Annotated in this window: 20 protein-coding genes; 10 read left to right on the top strand and 10 right to left on the bottom strand. The window is 72.8% G+C overall.

Translation table 11 applies throughout. The features are described 5' to 3' along the window. Nucleotides 1-200 precede the first annotated feature (200 nt). The 7 genes from ACFYT4_RS10240 to ACFYT4_RS10210 all read right to left on the bottom strand — a co-directional run bounded on the left by ACFYT4_RS10240 (nucleotide 201) and on the right by ACFYT4_RS10210 (nucleotide 9,042). The gene (locus ACFYT4_RS10240; RefSeq protein ID WP_389267093.1) at nucleotides 201-716 is read right to left on the bottom strand and encodes a lytic polysaccharide monooxygenase auxiliary activity family 9 protein; all 516 of its coding nucleotides are present in this window, start codon (nucleotides 714-716) and stop codon (nucleotides 201-203) included. A 530-nt stretch (nucleotides 717-1,246) separates the two neighbouring features. Continuing rightward, a complete protein-coding gene (locus tag ACFYT4_RS10235; RefSeq protein WP_389267092.1) occupies nucleotides 1,247-3,055 on the bottom strand; it encodes a protein kinase in 1,809 nt (602 codons plus the stop codon). A 190-nt stretch (nucleotides 3,056-3,245) separates the two neighbouring features. Beyond that, nucleotides 3,246-4,103 (bottom strand): hypothetical protein, encoded by an 858-nt coding sequence (locus tag ACFYT4_RS10230; RefSeq protein WP_389267091.1) that lies wholly within the window; start codon nucleotides 4,101-4,103, stop codon nucleotides 3,246-3,248. Between the two features lie 5 nt (nucleotides 4,104-4,108). Beyond that, a complete protein-coding gene (locus tag ACFYT4_RS10225) occupies nucleotides 4,109-4,555 on the bottom strand; it encodes a hypothetical protein (protein ID WP_389267090.1) in 447 nt (148 codons plus the stop codon). After that, nucleotides 4,542-6,248, bottom strand: a complete 1,707-nt coding sequence (locus ACFYT4_RS10220) for a hypothetical protein (protein WP_389267089.1) — start codon at nucleotides 6,246-6,248, stop codon at nucleotides 4,542-4,544. The genes ACFYT4_RS10225 and ACFYT4_RS10220 overlap by 14 nt, the downstream gene beginning before the upstream one ends. Nucleotides 6,249-7,067: 819 nt before the next feature. Beyond that, entirely contained in the window at nucleotides 7,068-8,087 is a 1,020-nt protein-coding gene (locus tag ACFYT4_RS10215) for a helix-turn-helix domain-containing protein (protein ID WP_389267088.1), read from the bottom strand. 223 nt (nucleotides 8,088-8,310) lie between these two features. Beyond that, the gene (locus tag ACFYT4_RS10210) at nucleotides 8,311-9,042 is read right to left on the bottom strand and encodes a TioE family transcriptional regulator (protein ID WP_389267087.1); all 732 of its coding nucleotides are present in this window, start codon (nucleotides 9,040-9,042) and stop codon (nucleotides 8,311-8,313) included. Between the two features lie 58 nt (nucleotides 9,043-9,100). Between ACFYT4_RS10210 and ACFYT4_RS10205 the strand changes: the two genes are divergently transcribed. After that, entirely contained in the window at nucleotides 9,101-10,300 is a 1,200-nt protein-coding gene (locus ACFYT4_RS10205) for an erythromycin esterase family protein (protein WP_389267086.1), read from the top strand. 30 nt (nucleotides 10,301-10,330) lie between these two features. Here the strand turns inward: ACFYT4_RS10205 and ACFYT4_RS10200 are convergent, their stop codons facing one another. The 3 genes from ACFYT4_RS10200 to ACFYT4_RS10190 form a co-directional block, all read right to left on the bottom strand. Next, nucleotides 10,331-11,803 (bottom strand): FGGY-family carbohydrate kinase, encoded by a 1,473-nt coding sequence (locus tag ACFYT4_RS10200; RefSeq protein ID WP_389267085.1) that lies wholly within the window; start codon nucleotides 11,801-11,803, stop codon nucleotides 10,331-10,333. A gap of 274 nt (nucleotides 11,804-12,077) precedes the next feature. Further along, nucleotides 12,078-12,854, bottom strand: coding sequence for a DeoR/GlpR family DNA-binding transcription regulator (locus ACFYT4_RS10195; protein WP_389267084.1), 777 nt, complete (start codon nucleotides 12,852-12,854; stop codon nucleotides 12,078-12,080). A 4-nt stretch (nucleotides 12,855-12,858) separates the two neighbouring features. Further along, entirely contained in the window at nucleotides 12,859-13,509 is a 651-nt protein-coding gene (locus tag ACFYT4_RS10190; protein WP_389267083.1) for a histidine phosphatase family protein, read from the bottom strand. A gap of 138 nt (nucleotides 13,510-13,647) precedes the next feature. Between ACFYT4_RS10190 and ACFYT4_RS10185 the strand changes: the two genes are divergently transcribed. The 9 genes from ACFYT4_RS10185 to ACFYT4_RS10145 all read left to right on the top strand — a co-directional run bounded on the left by ACFYT4_RS10185 (nucleotide 13,648) and on the right by ACFYT4_RS10145 (nucleotide 25,261). Continuing rightward, nucleotides 13,648-14,703, top strand: coding sequence for a 2-hydroxyacid dehydrogenase (locus ACFYT4_RS10185; RefSeq protein WP_389267082.1), 1,056 nt, complete (start codon nucleotides 13,648-13,650; stop codon nucleotides 14,701-14,703). A 69-nt stretch (nucleotides 14,704-14,772) separates the two neighbouring features. Further along, a complete protein-coding gene (locus ACFYT4_RS10180; RefSeq protein WP_389267081.1) occupies nucleotides 14,773-16,266 on the top strand; it encodes an FGGY family carbohydrate kinase in 1,494 nt (497 codons plus the stop codon). Between the two features lie 227 nt (nucleotides 16,267-16,493). After that, complete coding sequence (locus tag ACFYT4_RS10175) at nucleotides 16,494-17,573, top strand: substrate-binding domain-containing protein (RefSeq protein WP_389267080.1); 1,080 nt, start codon at nucleotides 16,494-16,496, stop codon at nucleotides 17,571-17,573. A gap of 322 nt (nucleotides 17,574-17,895) precedes the next feature. Then, on the top strand, nucleotides 17,896-18,804 hold the full coding sequence (locus ACFYT4_RS10170; RefSeq protein ID WP_389267079.1) for an ATP-binding cassette domain-containing protein: 909 nt from the start codon (nucleotides 17,896-17,898) through the stop codon (nucleotides 18,802-18,804). After that, on the top strand, nucleotides 18,797-20,044 hold the full coding sequence (locus ACFYT4_RS10165; RefSeq protein WP_389267078.1) for a sugar ABC transporter permease: 1,248 nt from the start codon (nucleotides 18,797-18,799) through the stop codon (nucleotides 20,042-20,044). The genes ACFYT4_RS10170 and ACFYT4_RS10165 overlap by 8 nt, the downstream gene beginning before the upstream one ends. Before the next feature lie 478 nt (nucleotides 20,045-20,522). Then, nucleotides 20,523-21,713 (top strand): hypothetical protein, encoded by a 1,191-nt coding sequence (locus tag ACFYT4_RS10160; RefSeq protein ID WP_389267077.1) that lies wholly within the window; start codon nucleotides 20,523-20,525, stop codon nucleotides 21,711-21,713. Nucleotides 21,714-22,149: 436 nt separating this feature from the next. Next, the gene (locus ACFYT4_RS10155) at nucleotides 22,150-22,767 is read left to right on the top strand and encodes a TetR/AcrR family transcriptional regulator (RefSeq protein ID WP_389267076.1); all 618 of its coding nucleotides are present in this window, start codon (nucleotides 22,150-22,152) and stop codon (nucleotides 22,765-22,767) included. Continuing rightward, entirely contained in the window at nucleotides 22,764-23,663 is a 900-nt protein-coding gene (locus ACFYT4_RS10150; RefSeq protein WP_389267075.1) for a crotonase/enoyl-CoA hydratase family protein, read from the top strand. The genes ACFYT4_RS10155 and ACFYT4_RS10150 overlap by 4 nt, the downstream gene beginning before the upstream one ends. Then, a complete protein-coding gene (locus tag ACFYT4_RS10145) occupies nucleotides 23,663-25,261 on the top strand; it encodes a class I adenylate-forming enzyme family protein (RefSeq protein ID WP_389267074.1) in 1,599 nt (532 codons plus the stop codon). The genes ACFYT4_RS10150 and ACFYT4_RS10145 overlap by 1 nt, the downstream gene beginning before the upstream one ends. Nucleotides 25,262-25,352 lie beyond the last annotated feature (91 nt).

Genomic DNA, 25,352 nt, shown 5'->3' with positions numbered 1-25,352 from the left:
GCCGACTGTACGAAGGTTCAGTCGCGCATGCTAATCCGTTTAGCTGTTTCGTTCAATACGCGTACGGGTGTGGCGGATGGTGTGACATTTGCGGCGAACGGGGTGCCGTTCGCCGCAAACCACGCAGGAACGAGGGTGATACGGCGACGGAGGGGCCGCGCCGTACGCACGCGGCCCGCCCGCCCCGGATCAGCGGAGGATCAGCGGATGTTCACATCCACGCAGGCGTAGAAGGCGTTCGCGGTGTCGGCGATGTTCCACACCGCGAGCACCTTCTGCTTCCCGCTCAGACCGCCGAAGTTCACCTGGTGCGAGACGGTCGAACCGGGCTGGGCGCCACCGTCGTTGAACTCCGCGATCTTCCGGCCGCCGACGTAGTACTGCCAGGTGCTGGTCGCGTGCCGCGCCGTCAGCCGCCAGCTGAAGCTGGTCGAGCTGCTGACGGGGGTGACGTGCCAGCCCTTGCTGTCGTTGTCCAGCTCCGCGAAGCCGGAGTTGCCTCCGCTGCAGCTCCGCAGGCCCTTGGGGCCCTCGACGCTCTGCGGTTCGTACTGGATCGCGCCGCAGGGGATCGTGCGGGCGGCGCACTGCGCCTGCCGGCTCGGGGGTGACGAGATGTAGCCGTGCGCGTTGGCGGTGCCCGCCGGCAGGCACACCGCGAGGAGCGGGGCGACTCCCGCGCCGATGACGATGGCCAGCTTCTTCTTCCCGTGCATGTCAGCTCCTTCACTGCGGAGGTCCGCCGGTGGGCGCACGGACCCCGTCGGGGGACAGCGAAGACACGGACGTGAACACGCCTTGCGGCAACCGGCCGTGGGGGCACCGGCAGTCGGCGTGTTCTCGACGTCCACATCACTACTTGGTCCAGACCATAGCGCTTGACGGATCTCGGTCAAGTGGGTCGGAGGCGAGCACTCCGGATATGGCCGAGAACGCTGCGGTGCCGTCCGTGGAGCGGACGGCGGCACAGGGAGCCCGGGAGGGCCCGTACGGCACGTCCACCCGGTCCCGGGCGAAGCCGCAGGCAGACCGGGTACGAGGGCCGGACCCGGCCCCGGACGGGCCCGGCGGGAGGTCCGGTGCACGGGGAAGCTCCGGCCGCCCGCGACCGCCGATCCGGCCACGCGGGGGCGGTGGCGGGCCGATTCCGACCGCGCTCGTGGCTCCCGGCGTCCCGTGCCGCCTCCGGAGCGTCGACCGGCGAGGGTCCGATTCCGGCCGCTGTTCCGGCTGTTCGGCCGCACCGTCAGGATTCGGACGGCATCACCCGGGTCACCTTGCCCTTGCGGTCGGCCTCCAGATAGCCGCCGGCGTACTCGTCGGAGAGATACACGGCGATTCCGGCGGGATCGTCGAAGGTGTCGTTGGGCTGCCGTACCACCAGGTAACGCGAGGTCGGCTTCTTGACGTTCAGGTCCTTCTCGGCGCGCTTAAGGAGCGCCGGGACCACATCCCAGTCGAACGTGTCCAGACCGACCGGGAGATCGCCGCCCGACAGCGTGCCGCTGATCGGATCACGGGTGACTCCCTGCTCGACGCGGTAGGTGTAGCTGTCGTACCGCTTCGTGCTGCCCTTGGCCATGCCCCACACGGACACATGCTCCGGGTACACGACGCATCGGCCGACCTGGTCGGTGCCCATCTCCGCCTTGAGCGCCTTCACGGCCGTCCGGATACCGTCGGGTGTCAGCAGATTCGCCGGCTGCTTCTCGCCGGTACCGGTACCGCTACCGGTGTCCGGTTCCGGCCGCGACGGCCCGGACGAAGCGGAGGGGCCGGCGTCCGGCGCACTCGGCCGGGAGGACCCCGTAGCGGGCGGCGCGGACGAGGAGTCGTCCTTGTCCGGGCCGGGCAGCAGCGCCCACACCAGCACGCCCGTGAGCACCGTGGACAGGATCGAGGCCGGGACCGCGACCCGCCGTACCACCCGTCGCCGGGTCGTGTCCGCCGGGTGCGGCGCGGTGGCCGACGCCAGGGCGTCCGCGCCGGGGAAGGTGGCGGAGCCCCCACCCCCGGTCACTCCGCCCGGGGAAAGGGGTGGCCCGAAAACGCCCCCCGGCGGCGGGGCCGCCGCGGCGCCCGGAGGCGTCAGACGGTACGAGGTCTCCGGCCGGTACGAAGTCTCCGGTCCGTACGAGGACTCCGGTCCGTACGAGGTGTCCGGCGGCGCACCGGCGGACGGCGGGGACACCGCGACCCGCGGCGGCGCCGGCATCCCGTGCGCGGCGTCCGCCAGCATCCGGTCCACGGTCTCCGGACCGGGCCGCGCGGCCGGGTCCCTGACCAGCAGGGCGCTCAGCACCCCGGTCAGCTCCCCCGCCCGCAGCGGCGGCGGCAGCGGCTCGCTGAGGACGGCCGCGAGGGTGGCCAGCGTCGTCCCCCTGCGCAGCGGATGGTGCCCCTCGACGGCGACGTACAGCATCATCGCCAGCGACCACAGGTCGGAGCCGGGGCCGCCGTCGTCCCCGGTGATCCGCTCGGGGGCCATGTAGTCGGGCGTACCGATCATGGACCCGGTCGCGGTCAGCGGAGCCGACTCCCGGATGGCGGCGATGCCGAAGTCGGTGAGCACGGGGCGGCCGTCCGGCCTCAGCAGGACGTTCGCGGGTTTCACATCCCGGTGCTGGATGCCGGCGGCGTGCGCGGCCCGCAGCGCGGCCAGCACCTCCCTGCCGAGCCGGGCGGCCCCGACCGGCTCCATCGGCCCCCGGTCCAGCCGGTCCTGGAGCGAGCCGCCCGTCACCAGTTCCATCACGAGCCACGGGTAGGTGTCCTCGCCGCCGTCCACGACGTGGTGGATGGTCACGACGTTGGGGTGGTCGACGCGTGCGAGCGCGCGGGCCTCCCGCAGGACCCGGGCGCGCAGGGTGCGCGCGCCCTCGGGGTCGTACTCGGCGAGGGCCGGATCGGGGGGCCGCACCTCCTTCAGTGCCACGGCCCGGTCCAGGACCAGATCGCGTGCCCGCCACACCGTGCCCATCCCGCCGCCGCCGAGCCTCGCCTCCAGCGCGAACCGCCCGTCGATGACCCGTCTTCCCGCATCCCCGCCGTTCATGGCCGGGAGCTTACGAGATGCCGCTGACTTCCCCGGCACGCGGTCCGCACAGGTGAGGCGGTGCATGGGCCGGGACGGCGGCGCGCGCCTGCCGGTTCGCCCACCGGGGGGCGGCACGCGGGGCGGCGGGCGGTCACCGGGCGGGCCCGCCGCCCGTGCGGGCCGGAGCGCGGGGCGGCGGGCGCGGTGCTCAGCCGGCGGCCGGGGCGAAGTGCTCCAGGGCCGTGGTGAGCACGGAGTGCCGCTCGCCCGGCTGCTCGGCGGGCGCACAGGCCAGGACGGCGTACTTGGTGCCGTTCGTGGCCGTGAACGCGCGCTCGACGCACTCGCGTACACCGCCGGCCTCCTCGCTCCGGTACGCGTAGTGCAGTTCGGCGGCGTCGCCTTCCGGGTTCTCGGGGCCGCCGCCCACCGGGCCCCGGCTGAGTTCGCGGTACTCCTCGGTCCGCGCCGCGAGGCCCTCGCTCGCCGCCCGGACCGCGCCCAGGGGGGTCATGAAGGTCTCGGAGATCACGAAGACCTGCAGCAGGCTGCGCCTGTCCCCGGCGGTGTAGAACACGCCGTTCCGGCCCGAGGTGCGTTCCCAGCCCTCGGGGACGGCGATGGTGAATCCCTCCTCGTCCTCGGTGATCCGGAAGGCCGGGGGCGGGGACGACGCCGAGGGCGTCGCGGTGTCCTCGCCGCCCGGGGGCTCCTCCGAGGCGTAGGTGTCCCCCGCCGTGCCGGCGGAGACGTCCGGCTCCGACGGCACGGAGTCCGTGCCGGACGGTGCCGCCGAGGCGGCCGGTCCGGGGGTGGCCGTGTTCTTGTCGTCCCCCGCGGCCGTGGTGAGCCACACGGCCGTGCCCGCCGCCGCCAGGACCGCGGCCGCGGCCGCCACCACGACGGGCGTACGGACGAGAGGTGAGCCCGCACGCGCTCCGGCGGGGGCCCCGGTCCCCGGCGCGTGGCCCGGGGGCGGCGGGGGCGGGGGCGCGTACGCGGCCGGTTCCCCGCCCCGGTCCCAGCTCTGGGTCTCCGCGTTCCACCGGGCCCTGTGCTGCGCCACCGCGGTCAGCTCCCCAGCAGGGAGGCCACCAGTTCACCGACGGCCAGGCCCGAGCCGAGGGCGCCCACCACGTCACCGGCGGACGCCAGGGAGTCCCGCAGCCTCTGCAGCCGGGTCCGGTCGGCCGCGCCGGACGCGGTGATCTCCTCCTCCGTCGCCACCAGTTCGGCGTCCAGGATCTCCCTGTCCTCCGTCGCCGCGAAGCGCGCCAGGTCCCCCCGCAGCGCCCGGACCGCCTCCAGCAACTCCCGCTGTTGTACGGGCTCCACGGCCGCGTGCGTCACATGGGTGGTCGTCGCGGAGCCGTGGGAACCGAAGTTGACGGCGCTCCCGTCCAGGGAACCGATCCGGATGTTCATCCCCTGCGGTGTCCCCGGCTGCTGGGCCCCGGGCTCCCGCGAAGCCCCCGGCTCCCCGCCCCGCTGCCCCGTACCGCCGTCAGTCCCTGCCATGGCCTGCCCCCTTGGTGGTGTTGCCCGTGGTGGTGTTGCGTGTGGTGGCGGTGCTGTGGTCACCGAATCCGAAGGCGCTGTTGTTCGCCGAGTCGATGTAGACACCGCCGCTGACGTTGATGATCCTCTGCTCGAACTCGTCGGTCTGCCAGCCGGCTTCGTGGAGCGCCCGCTTGACGCCGGCCGCCACCCGGTCCTCGATGCTCTTCAGATACCGCAGGACGTCCATCTCCTGGAAGAGCGAGCCGTCGGGGTCGCTGGCGTACTCCCGCACGGAGAGCGCGGGGCCGTCCGGCAGGGCGTCGCGGTTGCCGCCGGTCAGCCGCTCCCAGCCGCTGACCGCCCAGCGGCCGATCGTCAGGGCGGACTGTCCCGCGGAGCGGGGGGTGTGGGTGAGCGCCCAGGCGGCCTTGCCGATCGCGCTGTTCTTCGCGTAGCGGTGTGCCGTCCGCTCCGCTTCCCGGAACCGCCGGTGCACCGGCAGGAGCACATGCGGGGCGACCTCCAGCATCAGCATCCCGCCCTGGGTGTGCACGCGGACGAACACGGTGACGACGACCTCCTCGTCCCAGCCGCCGACCCGGATCCGCAGGAAGTGGCGGCGAGCCTCGCCGCCCTCCTCCACGGCGTCCCGGCACTGCCGGGCGAAGCCGTCGTGGTCGTACGGTGCGCCGTCCCGGCCGGGGATGCCCTCGGCGGGGAGGAAGACGCACTCGTCGACCAGCAGTTCCCGCAGCCGGTCGCGGACCGCCTCGGCGGCCTCGGGCGAGCCGTGGGCGGACGGCACCCGAAGGGCTTCGACCAGCGGCCGGATGCGCTCCAGGATGGTGCGGTTGTCGACGGGCTCGGGCCCGCGGTCCTTGCGGGGCCGCAGTTCGACGGCGAGCGTCCAGGTCCGGAAGGCGTCTCCGGCGCCGCGGAACGGGTTCGCCGAGTGGTACATCACCAGCGGCGAGTGCTGCTCCCGGCGCACCAGGGCGATCAGCCGCCGTGCCCGGTGGCCGAGTGTCACCTCGGCCGGGTCGGAGGCCGCGTCGGGGAAACGGTCCCGGGACAGCGGGCCCGCCATCAGCCGGGCGAACTGGCCGCGCCTGAGCCCCACCAGACAGGTGACCAGGAGAAACAGAAAGACCGCCAGCAGTGCCCGGCCGGAGTCGACGGAGCCGTCGGAGGCGGAGAACGGCAGAAGGAGCTCGGCGATGCCGTCCTCGCTCGCCGTGGTGGTCTCCTGCGGGTAGTCCCACTCCTCGGCGAGCGGGTCGGGGGCGGCTTCCTCGTCGTCCTCGAACATTCCGGCGATCCCGAAGAACAGCAGGAACAGCAGCATCAGGGCCAGCGCCAGCCGCAGATACCAGCGCAGTCCGAAGGCGATGGCCCTGACGAGCAGGGGTGCCGTCCGGAGCCGGCCGTGGGCCCAGGAGAAGAAGGAGAGCAGCAGGCAGGGAATCAGCAGGGATAAGGACAGCCCGCGGGTGAGCGGAATCGCGAGCACCCACAGCGCCAGCACGCCGAACGCCCACCCGACCTCATGGCGGCGGGCCAGAAGGGCGTGCGCGAGGACGCGCCCCGCGTCGACGCCGAACGAGGGCGCGGTGAAGCGCTCCTCGTGGACGTACAACTCGTTGATGACCGCGGTGCGGTAGCGGTCGTCGAGATGGGCCCCGGCGCACAGATACCGGGTGGCCTCGCTCACCGCGGGCCGTACGGGCGGTCTGCCCCAGCTCCGATCGGGTTCTCCAACGGCCTGACCAGGCACGGGGATCCGGGTCACAGTCTCTCCGTTCCGCGAGGCGAGCGGTGTCGCCGCCTTCGCCGTACGGCCGCGGGCGGGTCGGCGCTGGGCGTGACCTCCTGCGCGGCGCGGGGGGATCGTACGACATACGCAACGCGCCCGCGGCCGTTTGGACACGGCGGTACGGTCCCGGCGACCGGGCTCCGGGCGAAGTCCCGGGCACCCGGGGCCTCGACGGCACCCTCGACGTCCCGTCCCGAGGCGTACGGACGGATCGGGACGGCGATGGCCGGTGCCGTTCCGTGGCGGTGGCACCGACAGCCGCGGAGCCGGCCGCGGCCCACGCCTCACGGTGCTCGGCTCCACCGGCTGCCGCGATGTCCGGTGCCACCGGCGGGACATGGTACGACCGGCGGGAATCGCCGGGCCTTGACGCCCCTGGCCGTAGGGAACACAACCGGGGCGTCCCTGAGCGTCCGGGGCCGTACGGGAAGACGTGCCTCGGGTCTGTCCTCAATCGCCGGACAGGCCTGAGCGGTACTGGGCGGCCACCCGAACCGGCTGAGTGGGTGCCGGGGGAGCGGCAATCCAGTCCCTCCGGCGTTTGAGGAGCGGGGTTCGGGGCGGAGCCCCGACAGGGGGTCGACCGCTATGGGCTCCTTGTGCCCGGGCCTCACGCACTCTCCTGGCGAGGGTGAGCAGCTCCAGCCCCTCCGGCGTTTGAGGAGCCGTCACGGGGCCGCCCCCGGACGTACTCTCGGTGACCGTGTGACGGGGGCGCTATGCGTGACGGTCGACGGTGGAGTCGGCCTGGTCCGCGGTGGACCGTGGTGGGCTGCCGGTGGTGATCCGGTACCGGCCGGGGCTCATCCCCACCGCCGCCCGGAAGGCGCGGTTGAAGCCGGAGGGCCGGGTGAGGCCCCAGCGGGCGCCGATCGCGTGGACCGGGACATGGCGGAGGGCGGGGTCGGCCAGGTCGCGGCGGCACCGGGAGAGTCGTTGCCGGCGGATGAAGTCGGTCGCGGTGGTGCCCTGCGCCTGGAAGACGCGCTGGACGTGACGCGATGAGATTCCATGAGCCGCGGCGATCGCGGCCGGTGACAGGTCCGTGTCGCCGAGGTGCCTGTCGACGAACGACGTGATCTTCAGGAACAGGATGTGCTGCCGTGATTCGACTGTCAGTTCCGGGTCCCGGCCGATGTGGTGGCTCAGGGCCACGGCGGTGAGGTCGAGGGCTGTCTGGGCGAGCCGTACCAGTTCCCCGGGCGAGCAGTGTGCGTACTGTTGTGTGACGCCGGTGAGGAACTGGGCGAGGAGCCGGCCGACTCCGGTCCGTCCGGAGAACGGGGCGGCGAGAAGGTGCTGTACGTGCCGGGGCCGGAGCCGGAGTGACCGGTGGGGGAACTGGAGCACGATGGTGTGCCCCGTGTCCCGGGCCGTGCCCGATGTCCCCTTGTACGGCTGTGAGCTGTCGTACAGGACCAGTTCCCCCGGCTCTACCGGGGAGCGGGTGCGGCCCTGTTCGAGGCCGTGGTGTCCGACCAGGACGTAGACCAGGTGGTAGCACTCCGGATCACTCTGCCTGATCATCCGGGGTGTGCGCTCGGTCGTCATCGGGCTGCACGTCGCCCGGGTCACCTCGGCGGACCCGAGCGGCATGTACCCGATACGGGCCCGGAAGTTGTCCGCGTCGAGCGGGTGGACGCGTACGGGCATCAGGAAACGCGACGTGGCCTCGGTGAACATGGACGCCCGCTCTTTCCTGGGCGCCTCGTCGGTGTCGAAGATCCTCAGCACCATCCCCCCTCCAGCGCCACACCATCCTGCTGCGGCCGGCCCGGAGCGGACAGAAGCTCCCCGGCCAACCACCGTGCCCGTCCGGCTCAAAGGCACCGCCTGCTCCCCGGGACACGGCCGACGGCCACACCACGCAGCTTCACAACGGCCCCGGGACCGGGCGGACGCGTCGGCCGGGACGGAACCGTTGGTGCCCCTATGTTCTCTTCGGCCGGCGGCCGGCGTCTCATCCGCGCTCGCGGAGGTACGCCTCCAGCCCGGCGGCCCCGGTCAGCATCGCCCGCCCGCGGGCGGACAGCCGACCGTGCCAGTCGCACAGCGCGGCCTCCAGCGGCTCCAGCCCGCCGGCCGCCCGCACCTGGGCGATCAGCGGGGCGATCTGCTCCAGCAGATAGCCGCCCCGCCTGAGCTGGTGCGCCAGCCGGACGTCCCGTACGTCGGGCTCGTCGTAGACGCGGTACCCGGTCAGCGGGTCGCGGCGCGGGCGCACCAGCCCGGCGCGCTCCCATGCGCGCAGCGTCGCGGGCCGGATGCCGAGCCTGCCCGCCAGCGGCCCGATGAACGTGCCCCCGGCCCCGGACACGGCGGCAGGCTCGGGCTCCGTGGTGGGTTCCAGGTCGCGGAGGGCGCTCTCCACGGCCTGGAGGGTCCGGCGGTCGTCGAGGAGTTGGGCGTGGCTCTCGTCGATGAGGCGGAACGCCTCCTCGGCTGCGCCCTGGTTCACGGCCCGCATGACCGACGTCGCCGTCTGGTGGCCGTGGCCGGACACCAGGGCGAGGAACGCGTCCAGGGCCCGCGCGTGCAGCGGCGTATAGGTGCGGTAGCCGTGGGGTGTGCGACCGGCGGCCGGAAGGATGCCGGCCTCCTCGTAGTTCCTGATCGCCTGCGTGGACAGACCGTGCCGACGCGCCAGATCAACCGGCCTGAGCCGCTCAGCGTTTTGAAGGTTTCGTCCCATGGAACCGCCGATATCGGGGAAAAGTTTCAACCGGGACTTCAACGATAGCGTTGACGTCATGGCTACTGACATCAAGGACACCGTCCAGGCTGTCGAGGCTGCCGCTGTCATGCGGCTCCTCCCGGGCCGGCCGCGGCTGCTCGCTCTGGGCGAGCCCACCCACGGCGAGGACACCCTGCTCGACCTGCGCAACGAGCTCTTCCGGCAGCTCGTCGAGCAGGAGGGCTACCGGTGGATCGCGATCGAGAGCGACTGCATGACGGGCCTGGCCGTGGACGACTACGTCGCCTCGGGCACGGGCGCACTCGACGAGGTCATGGAGCACGGATTCAGCCACGGGTTCGGCGCGTCCGCGGCCAATCGCGAGCTCGTGCGCTGGATGCGCGCCTACAACGACGGCCGGACCGTATCCGAACGGCTCCGCTTCGCCGGTTTCGACGGCCCGCTGGAGATCACCGGCGCCGCGAGCCCCCGGCAGGCCCTCACCGCGCTCCACGGTTACCTCGCGGCCTGGGTGGACGCGGACCTGCTCCCCTGCGTCGCGGAGACCCTCGACCGCCTGTTCGGTACCGACGACCGGTGGACCGAGCCGGTGATGCTGGACCCGTCCCGGTCCGTGGGGCGGTCGGCCGAGGCCGGGGAGTTGCGGCTGCTCGCCGACGAGCTGGTGGCGTTGCTCGACGAGCAGACGCCGCACCTGATCGCGGCGACCTCGCGGGAGGACTGGGAGCGGGCGCGCCTGTACGGGCGCACCGCCACCGGCCTGCTGCGCTACCACTACTGGCTGGCCGACACCTCACCGGGTCGCATGACGCGGTTGGCGGGCGTGCGGGACCGGATGATGGCCGACAACCTCCTCGCCGTCGCCGCTCGGGGCCCGGCACTCGTCCACGCCCACAACGCCCATCTCCAGCGGGAGAAGAGCACGATGCGGATGGGGGATCTGCCGCTGGAGTGGTGGAGCGCCGGCGCGCTGGTGAGCGCCCGCCTGGGCGAGCGGTACGCCTTCCTGGCCACGGCCCTCGGCACGATCCGGCACCAGGGCGTGGACACCCCGCCGCCGGACACCCTCGAAGGACTCCTGTACGCGCTCCCGGAGAACCGCTGCGTCGTCGACGCCTCCCGGCTGGCCAACGCCCTCGGCGACACGCGCCTCGCGGCCCGCGTATCCCCCTGGTTCGGCTACGCCCCGCTCGACCCGGCCCACCTGGCGGCCGGCGACGGCATCGTGTTCGTCAAGGACGTCCCGCAGAGCTGAGGATTTTCGGGACGCCTCGGAGGGGACGGGTCACCTGCCGTCGAGCCAGCCCCGGTGGCGGAGTTCGTCGTGGAAGCGCCCGTACGCGTCGTCCAGTGCCGGGCGCTCCGCGGTGACCGGTTCGACCAGGGTTCCGTCGCCGGTCATGGCCCGGGCGCTCGCCGAGAGGTTCTCGTGCAGGGTGCCGGTCGCCGCGAGGACCGCCGCGCCGAAGGCGGTCTCCGCGCGCTCGACGACCCGGACCGGGCGGTCCAGCACGGTGGCCCGGATCCGCGTCCAGACCGTGCTGCGGCTGCCTCCCCCGGCGGCGTACAGCGGACCGGACACGGGGATGCCCAGGTGGCGGACCCGGTCGAGGGCGAGGCGTTCGACGAAGGCGACGCCTTCGAGCGTCGCCCGGTGCGCGTCGGTCTCGTCGGCCGGGGTGCCGAGGTCGAACCCGCGGGCCGCGCCCGAGACGAAGGGGAAGCGCTCGCCGTCCCGGAGCAGCGGATAGCGCACATACGAGGCGGGGCCCCGGTCCCGCGCGGCGCCGTCCAGCGCGGGCAGGCGCGCGGAGTCGACGGCCGCGAGCGCCTCGCCGCCGGTGTTGGACGCGCCGCCCGGCAGCCACCAGCCGTCGGGGTGGCGATGGCTGTAGAGGGCTCCGGCCGGATCGCGTACGAGGTCCTCGGACACGCCCTTGAGGACGTAGGTGGTGCCGAGCACGCCGACGAACTGGCCCGGCGCGACGGCTCCGGTGGCGATCTGGCCCGTACAGCCGTCCGTCATGCCGAGGCGTACGGAGCAGCCGGCGGGCAGCCCGGTCGCGGCCGACGCCCCGGCGCAGACGACACCCGCCTCGGTGCCGGGGGCCCGGACCTCGGGAAGCAGGGCCGTGGGGAAGCCGAGGGCGTCGAAGACCTCCTCCGCCCAGGTGCCGGCGCGGGCGTCGTAGCCGGACTTGAGCGCGTGGCTCCAGTCGACGGCGACGGGACGGCCCGTGAGCTTGCGGCCGATGAGGTCCGGGGTGTGCAGGATGTGGTGGAGGTCGGTGCCGTAGGCGCGCCCGCACCAGACCGCGCGGCCCAAGGCGGCGGTCGGACCGACGGAGAGGCCGAGCCCCTTCCAGCGGGTGGCGCCCAGTTCCTGGGCCTCGGCGTTGACGGCGGCGGCGCGCCGGTCGTCGTACATCAGGGCCGGGCCGATCGGTTCCCCGTCCGCCCCGGCGGGGACGAAGGTACCCGAGGTGGCGGAGACGGCGACGGCGACGACCTCGCGTCCGCCGAGCGGCAGGGCGGAGGTGGTCCGGCGCAGGACGGACCGCACGGCGGGCCACCACCGCCGGGCGTCCTGCTCGCTCGTGCCTCCGGCGCCGCGCACGGGGGACGGCAGTTCACTGTGCGCGGTGGCGAGCACCCGCCCCTCCGCGTCGGCGCACACCGCCCGGACGGAGGCGGTGGCCACGTCGACGCCGATCACGGCCGGGCGGTGGCGGGTGGTCCGGTGGGATCCACTGCTCATGGAAGCGGGCGTCCTTTCATGTCACCCGTCCGGCACCGGCCGGGCCGGCCGTCCCGTGCCGGGACAGGGCTCTCGGGGTCGCGAGGACGGGGAAGCAGGGGAACCGGCGGGCGCGGACACCGCGGAGGCCGGCTCGGACGTCGGGAAGGATCCGGCCGTGGCATGCGCCCAGCCGGACTGTGAACAATCTCTGTGAAGTTAACACACGATCCATCAGCGTGGTAAGAGCGGTCGCACACGGCGGCCGAGGGGGCCGGATCGGGACCTCGGCGGCTCAGCCCCCGGTCGGGGCCACCGTCACCTGTGTCCGCTCCCGCAGCTTGGCGAGCAGGTCGGAGCCCACCCCGTCGTCCACGATGAGATGGTCGAGATCGCTGACGGGCCCCACCCGGTGCAGTGCGGTACGGGCGAGCTTGGTGTGGTCCATGAGCATGACCTTGCGCGCGGCCGAGGTGAGCATGGCCCGCTTGACCAGCACGACGTCCTGCTCCTGGTGGTACGCCATACGGGAGTCCAGCGCCGAGGTGGAGACCGCCACGAGGTCGACGGAGAGCGCCTCTACGGCCTCCACGCAGGGCACTCCGAGGAAGGAGTCGTGCGTACGGGAGTACTCGCCGCCGAGGGCGATCAGCCGGATGCCCTCCCGGTCGGTGAACAGGTCCACCACCCGCCGGGCGTTGGTGACCACCGTGAGCGGGGCCATGTCGGCGAGGAGTCCGGCCATCGCCAGGACCGTGGTCGAGTCGTCCAGCATCACCGACATACCGGGCTCGACCAGCTCGGCGGCGGCGCGCGCTATCGCGTTCTTCTCCGCCGTGTTGACCCCGAGCCGGTAGTCGAGGTTCGACTCGAACACCGTGGACGGCAGGGCGGACGCGCCTCCGCGAAAGCGCCTGAGCACTCCCCGGCGTTCGAGGTCGTCGAGGTCGCGGTGGACGGTCATCAGGCTCACGCCCGTGAGCTGCGCCAGGTCCGCGCCGGTCGCCGTGCCGTGCTCCACCACATGGTCGGCGATGAGCCGGCGGCGCGCTTCGGCGGAAGTCTTCGTCATGGGCTCAGTTTCCCGCATCGTGGGAGGAGGGCGTGGGGGCGGGAACGGTGTGCGCGGGAACGTTGAGCGCGCGCAGCGCCGTGTCGTCGCCGGAGATCTCGATCTCGGTCAGCGCGCCGTTGTCGAGGCGCGGGAAGATCCGCCGGTAGCGCCCGACGGGCAGGCCGAGCAGGTCGCACAGGGCGATGCGCAGCAGGGTGTTGTGGGCGACGACCAGGACGCGCCGCCCCTCGTGGCGCCGGGCCAGGGAGCGCAGCGCCCCGGTCGCGCGGACGGCCGCGGCGGACGGCGGCTCGGAGCCGGGGAACGCGCCGGTCTCGGCGTCCTCGCGGAAGCGCCGTACGGCGCCCGGGTCCTCGCGGCCCATCTCCTCGATGGTGCGGCCCTCGCCCCAGCCGAAGTCCACCTCCCGCAGCTCCTCGACGACCTCCGGCTCCAGCCCGAGGGCCGCCGCCGCGGGGCCCGCCGTCAGCCGGGCGCGGCTCAGCGGGGAGCAGGCGATCGCGTCCACGCCCGAGGCGGCGGCCCAGGAGGCGAGGGCGGCGGCCTGGGCGAGGCCCTTCCCGGTCAGTGCGACGTCCGAGACACCGGCGTACCGGTTCTCCGCGTGCCACTCGGTCTCGCCGTGCCGTACGAGCAGGAGGCGAGCGGTCATGGAGGACCCCCTTCTGTGTGAAGAACGTTGCTCCTTCACGTTCTCGCTGTTAAATTTAACAGACTTTCCGCAGCCGAAACCTCTGGGTACCAGGGGTCCCGGCGCTGTCGGCCTCCCCTGCAGAAGGACCCAGTCTTCATGCGCATCCTCGCCGCAGGCGACCACTTCGTCCGTCCCGATCTGCTGCGCGCCGCCCTGGACCGGGAGCTGGCGCACACCGGGCGGGAATCCCCCGAACTCGCCGAACTGACCCTGCCGTGGCCCTACGAACCCTTCGGTCCGGTCGCCGGGGTGCGGGAGGCGAGCGGCACGGAGGACCAGCTCATCGACGCCCTGTCCGGCGCCGCGGTCTGTGTGACCCAGATGGCGCCGTTCACCGAGCGGGTCTTCGCCTCCTCCCCCGACCTGCGCCTGGTCGCCGTCTCCCGGGGCGGCCCGGTCAACGTGGACCTGGACGCCGCCACCCGGCACGGGGTGGCGGTGAGCTTCGCCCCCGGGCGCAACGCCCCCGCCGCCGCCGAGTTCGCGGTGGGCCTGATGCTCACCGCGATGCGGCGCATCAACTCCTCCGACGCGGACCTCAAGCGCGGCGTCTGGCGCGGCGATCTGTACGCGTACGAGGAGGGCGGCATCGAACTCAGCGGCGCCACGGTCGGTCTGATCGGGTACGGCGCCATCGGCCGGATCGTGGCCCGGGTCCTGCTCGCGTTCGGCGCCCAGGTGCTGGTGGCCGACCCCTATACGGATCCGGCCGCGGCGGTCGCCGACGGGGTCGAACCCGTCGAGGTGGACGACCTGTTGCGCCGGAGCAGCGTGGTGAGCCTGCACGCCCGGCTCACCCCGGAGACCCGTCATCTGCTCGACGCCCGCCGGCTCGCCCTGCTGCCGCACGGCGCGGTGCTGGTCAACTCCGCCCGGGGCGGCCTGCTGGACCACGCCCCGCTGCCCGGCCTGCTCAGGAGCGGCCGGCTCGGCGCGCTCGCGCTCGACGTGTACGACGTGGAGCCGATCCCGGACGACTGGGCGCTGCGGGAGGCGCCGAACGTCATCACCACGCCCCATCTGGCGGGCGCGACCAAGGAGACCGCACACCGGGCCGCGTCGATCACCGCCGCCGAGGTCGGCCGGTTCGTCCGGGGCGAGGAACTCGCCCACCCGGCGAACCCGGACGTCCTGCTGGCCGGGCGGCCATGACCGGACCGCGGCCCGGACGGCGTACGGAACCGGCCGGGCGGCCCGTACGGAACAGGGAAGGAGCCGGTCGTGGGCACCGTCATCGGCGTTGACGTGGGTACGTCGGTCACCAAGGCCGTGGCGTTCGACGGGACGGGGGCCGCGCTGGCCTCGGCGTCCCGGCGCTCGCGCCTGGACAGACTGCCCGGCGGACGGGTGGAGCAGGACCTCGACGATGTCGTGGCCAGTGTCGCGGAGGTGGTGCGCGAGATCACCTCGGCGCTCCCCGGCGACCCGGACGCGGTGGCGCTCACCGGCCAGGGCGACGGCCTGTGGCTGCGGGACTCCGACGGCCGCTCCGTGCGTCCGGCGATCTCCTGGATGGACGCCCGCGCCTCGGACCTCGTGACGCGCTGGCTCATGGACGGCACGGTCCAGAAGGCCTATGCGTACACCGGATCCGGAATGTTCCCCGGATGCCATGGGCCTCTGCTCGCCTGGCTCCGTGAGCATGAGCCGGAATCCCTGGACCGGGCGGCCGTCGCGGGCTACTGCGTCGACGCCGTCGCCCAGCGGCTCACGGGCGAGGTCTGCCTGGACGCCTCGGACGCCACGCTTCCGTTCCTCGATCCCCTCACCCGTACCTACGCTCCGGAGGCGCTGGCCGCGTGCGGGGTCGCGGACCAGGCGCGGCTGCTGCCCGCGCCCGCCGCGCCCGGCACGGTGCTCGCCCTGGACCGGCTGGGGGGCGGACTGCTGGGCCTGCCCGAGGGGCTGCCGCTGGTGGCGGGCCCGTACGACCTTCCTGCCTGCGCGATCGGCGGCGGGGTACGGGAGCCGGGGGACGGTCTGCTGATCCTCGGGACCACGCTCGCCAGCCAGGTGCTCACCGACCGCGTGGAGATCGATCCGCGCGCCGAACCCGCCGGGATGTGGCTGTGCACCCCCGACCCCGGGCAGTGGCTGCGCGCGATGCCCGCCATGGTGGGGACCGCTGCCCTGGAGTGGGTGCTGGGGCTGGTCGGCGCGACCACCGGCGAACTGGACGCCCTGCTGGCCGAGAGCCCGCCGGGGGCGCGGGGGGTCACCGCCTTCCCCTTCCTGTCCGAGGCCGGGGAACGGGCGCCGTTCGTCGAACCGGCCGCGTCCGGGCGGCTCGACGGACTGACCCTGGGCACCGGCCGGGCGGACGCCGTGCGGGCCATGTGCGAGGCCATCGGGTACGCGGCCCGGCACTGCCTGGACACCGCCGGGCTGAGCGGCACCCTCGCCCTGTGCGGCGGTGGCACCCGCTCCGTGATGTGGGCGCAGCTGATCGCCGACATCCTGGGCCGGCCGGTCCGTATCCCCCTGGAGGAACAGGTGGGCGCGCTGGGGGTGGCGGCGGTCGCCAGGGCCTCGCTCCGTCTCGCGGCTCCCGCGGGGCCGGGGCCTCATCACACGGTCGATCCGCGCCCCCGTGTACACGCCCTCCATGAGGACGGATACGGGCGGTACCGGGCCGAACTGGCCCGTGAACGCTCGCGGTGGGGCGATGTCACACGTCTTCCCGGGCACTCGGAAACCTCACACCACGCCAGGTGAGTGGGGCGTTTCCACGCTTCCGTACCCGCCGTGTCCTCAGCGCACTCGACAGGGCCGACGTTAATTCTGACAGAAGTGTTGACAGTACTAACGTGATCAATGTTACGTTTGCCGCGCGGAATCAGGATCGACCGGCTACGGACCGACCTTTCGCATCACATCTGGTGACAGTCGCTCCACCAGTCGACCGCCCCCTTCGCCAAGGGCGGAACTCCAAGGAGAACCCAGTGAAGCTCTCTCGCAGAACGCTTGCCGTAGCCGCATCAGCGACGGCCGTCCTCGTTTCCGCCACGGCCTGTTCGACGAATGAACCGTCCAGTGGCTCCGGCGGCGGCTCCGCCAAGAACGCGAAGATCGCCTTTCTCATGCCCGATCTCGCGTCGACGCGCTACGAGTTGTACGACGCACCGCTCTTCAAGGCCAAGATGAAGGAACTCTGCGACGGCTGTTCCGTCCTTTATCAGAACGCCGGCGGTGACGCGGCGAAGCAGCAGCAGCAGGCGAACTCGGCTCTCGCCCAGGGCGCCAAGGTGATCGTGATCGACCCGGTGGACTCCGCCGCCGCGGCGACCACCGTCCGCACGGCGCAGTCGCGCGGCGTCAAGGTCATCGCGTACGACCGCCCGATTCCCGCGGCCAAGGCCGACTACTACGTGTCGTTCGACAACGAGAAGATCGGCAGCATGATCGGCCAGTCGCTGGTGGACCACCTCAAGGCGTCCTCGGCGAAGGGAGGCATCCTCCAGGTCAACGGCTCGCCGACGGACGCCGCCGCCGGTCTCATCAAGAAGGGCATCCACACCTCCGTCGACTCCAGTGGATTCGATCTCCTGGCCGAGTACGACACCCCGGCGTGGGAGCCGAGCAAGGCACAGGAATGGGTCGGCGGTCAGATCAGGAAATTCCCCGGGAAGATCGCCGGAGTGGTGGCGGCCAACGACGGTACGGGCGGCGGTTCCATCGCGGCGTTCAAGGCCGCGGGCGCCCAGGTGCCGCCGGTGACCGGAAACGACGCGGAACTCGCCGCCGCACAGCGCATCGTCAGCGGCGACCAGTACAACACCATCTCGAAACCCATCAAGACCGTCGCGGAATCGGCGGCCGTCGCGGCATTCGCGTTCGCGGAGGGCAAGAAGCCCAAGGGGAACGCGACGCTCTTCGACACTCCTTCGGAGCTTTTCACCCCCACGGTGGTGACGCAGAAGAACATCGCCGAGGTGCTGGTGGGTTCCGGGAAGCCCCTCAAGACCGCGGACGTGTGCACCGCGAAGTACGCCGCCGCCTGTACCGAACTCGGCATCAAGTAGGCGGTGCGGCCGGCTCCTTCGCCGGGGAGGAGCGGGTCACCGCGCCGGGCCGCCGCACCGGGTGAAGACCCGCCGGTCACCGGCCCGGACCTCCGGGTCCGCGCCGACGGCCGCCGGTCGGCACCCGTCACCGCGCCGGGCCGGTCACCGGGAGCCGGAGCCGGTGGCCGCGGGTCCTCTCGGCCCCGGCCGCCACCACCGGCTTCCGCCGGTCCGCGTCACCGTCCGCAAGAAGGGTCCGACCCGCCGCCCGGCGCATCAGCCGCCTCCCGGCCGTGCGGCGGGCCGCGACAGCCTCCGTCCCCTGCCTCGAAGGTCCCTCATGTCCACTCCGTCCTTCCCGTCGCCTCAGCCGGGGCGAGGGGACTCGCTGCTCTCACTGCGCGGGATCAGCAAGTCCTTCGGCGCGGTCGCCGCGCTCACGGATGTCGCCCTGGATGTCGCCGCCGGCCAGGTCGTCGCCCTGGTGGGCGACAACGGCGCGGGGAAGTCCACCCTGGTCAAGGTCCTCTCCGGTGTGCACGCACCGGACTCCGGGTCCATCAGCTTCGCCTCACGGACCGTCACCGTCCCCTCCCCCGCCGCCGCCCAGCAGCTCGGTATCGCGACCGTCTTCCAGGACCTCGCCCTCTGCGAGAACCTGAACGTGGTGGAGAACCTCTTCCTCGGCCGTGAGCTGCGGGGCCTCCGCCTCGACGATGTGGCCATGGAGGTGCGCTCGCGCGCGCTCCTGGGCGAGCTGTCGGCGAAGATCCCCTCGGTCCGCGTCCCGGTGGCGGCCCTGTCCGGCGGTCAGCGGCAGACGGTCGCCATCGCGCGGTCGCTGCTCGGCGACCCGAAGGTGATCATTCTCGACGAGCCCACGGCGGCCCTCGGAGTGGCGCAGACGGCCGAGGTGCTCAATCTGATCGAGCGGCTCCGGGAGCGGGGGCTCGGAGTCATCATGGTCAGCCACAACATGGCCGATGTGAAGGCCGTCGCCGACACCGTGGCCGTGCTCCGTCTCGGCCGTAACAACGGAGTGTTCGACGCGGCCGAGGCGACGGCGTCGGACCTGGTGACGGCGATCACGGGCGCGTCGGACAACGTCGTCAGCCGCCGCGCCGGGCGCACCGGACCCGCCCCCGGGCCGGAGTCCGCCGTACCGGATCCGCCGGACGGGGCGGGACCCGCCACGGGCGGGCCGGGCGTCACGACAGCTGTCACCGACAGGGGTACCGATCATGTCTGAACTGGCCACGAAGCCCGATCTCACCAAGAAGGCCCCGCCGAAGCCGGCGGGCTCCGGCGGCGAACGGAGCGGCCTCTCGGCGATCTCGGACCGGCTGCGCGGGGGTGATCTCGGGATCCTGCCCGTGATCGCCGGGCTCGTCGTGATCTGGACCGTGATGCAGATCCTCAACCCGATCTTCCTCTCCAGTGCCAACCTCACCAATCTGGCGATGGAGAGCGTTCCGGTCGGCATCATCGCGCTGGGCATCGTCTGTGTGCTGCTCGTCGGGCAGATCGATCTGTCGGTCGGCTCGGTCAGCGGACTCAGCGCCGCCGTCCTCGCGGTGCTCTTCGTCGACCGGGGCCTGCCCGCCTGGGTCGCCGTCCTCGCGGCCGTGCTGCTGGCCTGTCTGATCGGCTGGTTCTACGCACAGGTGTACAACCGGCTCGGAGTGCCGAGCTTTGTCATCACCCTCGCCGGACTGCTCGGCTTCCTCGGCGTCCAGCTGTGGATCCTCGGCTCCAAGGGCTCGATCAACCTCCCCTTCGACTCGGGCCTGGTGACCTTCGCCCAGTTGGACTTCCTCCCGCCGTGGCTGGCGTACACCCTGGTCGCGCTCGGCGCTGTGGCGCTGTACGTGACGGGGCACGCGCGGGCGGCGGAGCGGCGCCGGGCCGGGCTGCCCGCCACCTCGGAACGCATGCTGGTGGGCCGCAGTCTGGCCCTGCTGGCGGGGCTCGGGATCGCGGTCTGGTACCTCAACCGCGACCGGGGCGTGGGCTGGATGTTCGTGTTCTTCCTCGCGCTGGTGCTCGCCCTGCACTACGTCCTGTCCCGCACCCGGTTCGGCAAGTCGATGTACGCGGTCGGCGGCAATGTCGAAGCCGCCCGGCGCGCGGGCATCAACGTCAAGGCGGTGTTCACCGCCGCGTTCGTCCTGTGCTCCACCCTCGCCGCCGTCGGCGGGATCCTCGCGGCCTCCCGGCTCGCGGCGGCCAACCAGAGCAGCGGCGGCGGAGACGTCAACCTCAACGCCATCGCGGCGGCGGTCATCGGCGGTACGAGTCTGTTCGGCGGCCGGGGCAGCGCGTTCGCGGCGCTGCTCGGTGTGCTGGTCATCCAGTCGATCTCCAGCGGGCTCACCCTGCTGAACCTCGACTCGGCGTACCGCTTCATGGTCACCGGCGGGGTGCTCCTGCTGGCGGTGGCGCTGGACTCGGTGGCGCGGCGGTCGCGGGTCGCCCACGGGCGGGCCTGAGCCGCGACGTTCACGACCCCCGGTGCGAACCGTGCCGGGAGGGGATGCCGGGGCCGGCTTCCCGGGACCGGCACGGGGGACCGGTCCCGGGGCCGGCATCCCCCACACTCCCATCGCCCGACAGCCCGCGTCCCCTGTCCCGTACGCCACACCCCGCGGTTCCCCGTGGAGCCGGTACACACGGCCCGGAGCGATGCCCCGCTCCGGCGCGCCCGCCCCGACTCAGGTACCGCGAACACGGCTGACACCGGGTCACCGGGTGGGCGGGCCACTCCCGTTCACCCCGTGCGGCGTCGCGACGGCGCCGGGTCCCGTTCACCTCGCGCTGATCCCCCGTGCACGCCCGTGTGACGTCGGCCGTGAAATCTCGTTACGCCGCCCCCGCGAGCGCCGTACCCGCACCAGCCGTACCCCGTACCCGAACTCGGAACCGCAGCCCAGGAACCGCAGAACCCGGATCAGGATCTCGGAGGCACCCATGCACAGGCACGCACGCGCCCGGCTCACGGCACTGCTCACGTCCACCGTCGTCGTGGCGGCGGTCCTGGCGGGCGGGGGCACGGCCCAGGCCGGCACCCCGTCCGACGACGCCCGCGACCGGGCCCGGCACCACCCGCCCGCCCTTCCGCCGGCCGTCGACGGCGGCGCCTGGCAGTCCGGGCACCTCCAGGGCATGGCCCTGGACCGCCGCAAGGGCCATATGTACTTCTCCTTCACCAACCTCCTGGTGAAGACCGACCTCCGGGGCAGGCCGCTCGGCTCCGTCACCGGCTTCACCGGGCACCTCGGGGACCTCGACGTCAACAAAAGCGACGGCCGGGTGTACGGCTCCCTCGAGTACAAGGCCGCGCAGGCGTTCTACATAGCGATCTTCGACGGGGACCGCATCACCCGGATGAACATGGACGCGCAGTCCACCGGGGTGGTCTCCACCGTCCACCTCAAGGAGGTCGTCAAGGACTACACGGCCGACATGAACGGCGACGGCAGGTTCGACGGCAACACCGGCAACACGCCCGACCACCGCTACGGTTGCAGCGGCATCGACGGTGTCGCCTTCGGGCCCTCCTTCGACCGCCGGGGCGGCACCCGGCTCACCGTCGCGTACGGCGTCTACTCGAACACCACCCGCACGGACAACGACCACCAGGTGCTGCTCCAGTACGACGTGCGGTCCTGGAGGGCGTACGAGAAGCCGCTCGTCGAGAGCGCCCCGCACACCAGCGGCCCGGCGTCGCCCTCGGGCAAGTTCTTCGCGTACACCGGCAACACCACCTACGGGGTGCAGAACCTGGAGTACGACGCGCGCAGCGGCGACTGGCTGATGGCCGTGTACAAGGGCAGGAAGACGGCGTTCCCCAACTACTCCCTCTTCGTGGTCGACGGCTCGAAGCGCGCCCGCACGGGCGAGGTGGTCGGACAGCGGGAGAAGGAGTACGGCCGCCTTCTCACCCTGCTGCCCCGGGGGCAGCATCACGAGGGGTCGGGTGTGTACGGGTACGAGTCGGCCGGGCAGTACGGGCTGATCTCGCTCGACGACGGCCGCCACTACGTCGCCGAGGCGGGCACCGTCTCGTCCGGCGGGGTCACCCTGCAGACCGGCCGCGCGGTGCTGCACCGCTGGACGGGTGCGACGCCGAACCCGTTCGCACCGCTGCCGGCGGACTGACGGGAATCCACCGGGCCGCACCCGCGGCCACGGGATGTGATCGGGAGCGGGCGCTCCGGCCGACGCCGGGCGCCCGCTCCTCGTGTGCCCGGCCACGGTGGGGCGGCGCCGTGTGTGTCCGACCGTGGTGGGGCGGCGCCTCGTGTGCCCGGCCGACGCGGGGCGGCACCTCGTATGTCCGGCCGCGGTGGGGCCGCACCTCGTGTGCCCGGCCGACGCGGGGCCGCTCCTCGTGCTCGCCCTCGCCGTGGAGCGCTCCTCGTTTCCGTGCCCGCCGTAGGGCGCGTGCCGGGGCCGGGCCGGACGTGCGGGCGCCCGGTCCGGCGCCGCGAAGGCCGCCCGCCTGCGGACATTCCCTTCGCCGGGGCTTCACAGTCAGGGCTGACTGTGGCATGGTCGCTTGACAGTCAGCCCTGACTGTCAAGGAGGTGGGCGCATGCCACGGGAGGACCAGCGGGAGGCCACTCGCCGCAGGATCGTGGAAGCGGCCGTGGAGTCGCTGATCGAGGCCGGTTACGCGGCCAGCACCACACTTGAGGTGCAGCGGCGGGCCGGGGTCAGCAGGGGCGCCCTGCTGCACCACTTCCCCTCACGGCACGAGCTGTTCGGCGCGGCCATCACCGAGCTGGTCGCCCGGAACGAGGCGGCGGTCTGGGAACTGCTGGCCGAGTCCCCGCCCGGGGCGGACCCGCTGTCGCGGGCCCTTCGGGTACTGCGGGCCTCCCACGCCCGGCCCGCGTTCGGCGCGGAGCTGGAGCTGTGGGCCGCGGCCCGTTCGGATCAGGAGCTGCGCACCGTGCTGCGGCGGGCCGAGGGCGCGGCCAGACGCGATCTGTACCGGGTCATCGGGGATCTCCTCGGCCCGGAGATCGCCGCGGCCCCCGGCTATCCGCTCGTGGCGGAGCTGACCGTCCAGCTGCTGCGCGGGCTGGCCATCTCGGACGCCCTGTACCGCGACCGGGACGACGAGGCCCTGCTGGAGCAGTGGGCCGCCGTCGCCCGGACGATCCTGGGCGCCCCACCCCCGTACGACCCTTCCGGAGGACCTGCATGACCATCCTGTACGAGACCCGGGACCGCAAGGCGTACATCACGCTGAACCGGCCGGAACGGCTGAACGCCATCACCTTCGAGCTGGCGCGGGATCTGTCCGCGGCGGTCGAGCGGGCGAACGACGACCCGGCCGTGCATGTGATCGTGGTGCAGGGCGCGGGCCGGGCGTTCTGCTCGGGCTACGACCTCAAGGACTACGCCGAGGAAGGCGTCGGTACCCAGGGCGGGGTCTGGGATCCGATCAAGGACTACCGGTCGATGAAGCGCAACACCGACGACTACTTCTCGCTGTGGCGCTCACTGAAGCCGACCATCGCCAAGGTCCACGGATACGCGGTCGCCGGCGGCAGCGACATCGCCCTGTCCTGCGATCTGGTGGTGATGGCCGAGGACGCCCGGATCGGGTACATGCCCGCGCGGGTGTGGGGCTGTCCGACCACCGCGATGTGGGTGTACCGGCTGGGTGCCGAGCGGGCCAAGCGGATGCTGCTGACCGGCGACACCATCGACGGTGCCCGGGCCGCCGAGTGGGGGCTGGTGCTGGAGTCCGCGCCGCCCGGGGAGCTGGACGCCCGGGTCGAGGCGCTCGCCGACCGGATGGCGGGGGTGCCCGTGAACCAGCTCGCCATGCAGAAGCTCATGATCAACCAGGCGTACGAGAACATGGGGCTGCAGGGCACGCAGATCCTGGCGACCCTGTTCGACGGGATCACCCGGCACTCCCCCGAGGGGCGCTGGTTCCAGGAGTTCGCCGCCACCCACGGCTTCCACGAGGCGGTGCGGTGGCGGGATTCGGGCCGGTGGATTCCCGAGGGCGGCGGACCCGCCCCGACCGCCGACGAGCTGCGCGCCGGGGGTCCCGGCGCGGAAGGTCCCGGGGCGAAGGGGGAGAACTGATGACCGCGCTCTCGTACTGGCCCGCCGACACCCGTCGGCCGGTCCTGGAGAACACCTGCGGCGGCGTGCTGCGCGACGCGGCGGCCACCGCACCGGACACCGTCGCGCTGGCGGAGTTCCTCCCGCCGGGCGAGACCGGACGGCAGTGGACCTACGCCGCTCTGCTGCGGGACGCCGAACGTGCCGCGTCCTGGTTGCTGGAACGTTTCTCCCCAGGTGAGCGCGTTGCCGTCTGGTCGTTGAACCTTCCCGAGTGGGTGATCCTCCAGTACGGGGCGGGCCTCGCCGAACTCGTCCTCGTCACCGCGAACCCGGCCCTGCGCGAGGCGGAGCTGGAGCATGTGCTCCGGCAGTCCGGAGCGGCCGGCATCGTGTATCTGGAGTCCTTCCGGGGCACGGACACGGCCGCGGTCGTGGACCGTATCGCGCCGGCGCTGCCCGCGCTGCGCGAGCGCGTCGGTTTCACGGGCTGGTACGACGGGCTGGCCGGCACCCCGCTCCGGCCGCTGCCCGAGGTCGCGCCCGGCAGCGCGGCGCAGATCCAGTACACCTCCGGAACCACCGGAGTGCCCAAGGGCGCGGTGCTGCACCACCGCGGACTGGTCACCAACGCGGACCATGTCGCCGCCCGGGTCGGCTTCCCCGAGGGCGGGGTGTGGGTGAGCGCGCTGCCGCTGTTCCACACCGCCGGGTGCGGGCTGACGGTCCTGGGGGCGGCGCAGCGGCGCGGCACCCTCGTCCTGCCGCCGTTCTACGAGCCCGGTCTGGTCCTCTCCGCGATGCAGCACTGGGGCGCCGACACCTTCGGCGGGGTGCCCGCCATGCTCGGGGGCCTGCTGGCCGACCCCGGGTTCGACACCTACGACCTGTCGGCCTGCGCCCGCGTCATGTCCGGCGGTGACAGCGTTCCCGCCCCCATGGTCACCGAGGCCGAGCGGCGGTTCGGGGCGCGGTTCTCCACCGTGTACGGGCAGACCGAGCTGAGCCCGATCGTCGCGCAGACCAGCCCGGACGACACGATCGCCGACAAGACCGCCACGACCGGGCAGCCGCTGTGGCAGGCCGAGGTGAAGGTGATCGACCCGGTGAGCGGGGAGGTGGTGCCGGCCGGGGTGCCCGGCGAGATCTGCGCCCGCGGCTACCAGGTGATGCTCGGTTACCACGAACAGCCCGACGCCACCGCCGCGGCCGTCGACGGTGACGGCTGGCTGCACACGGGCGATCTGGGCACGATGGACGAGCGCGGCTATCTGACCATCACCGGCCGGCTCAAGGACATGATCATCCGGGGTGGGGAGAACATCTACCCCGCCGAGATCGAGGCGGCCCTCGTCCGCCATCCCGCCGTCCGCGCCGCCGTGGTGCTGGGTGTGCCGGACGGCGGGTGGGGCGAGCAGGTCGCCGCCGTGATCACCCCGGCGGATCCGGAGCGACCGCCGTCGGCGGCCGAACTGCACGAGTATCTGCGCGCGGGCCTCGCCGCGCACAAGACCCCGCGGCACTGGTATCTCGCGGAGGCCGTCCCGGCCAACGCGATGGGCAAGATCCAGAAGTTCCTCCTCCGGGACCGGCTCCCGGATCTGCCGCGCCTGCCCTGAGCCCGGGCGCCGCCGGAGAACTCCGGCGGCGCCCGGCCGCACGGGCCGCCGAAGCACGGCGGCGTACGGAGTCCGGCTCCCCCACCGCCGT

This window comes from Streptomyces sp. NPDC004609, from assembly GCF_042873655.1.
GTDB lineage: Bacteria > Actinomycetota > Actinomycetes > Streptomycetales > Streptomycetaceae > Streptomyces.
The sequence above is the reverse complement of the archived record's forward strand: the minus strand, read 5'-3'. Positions and strand labels throughout refer to the sequence as shown.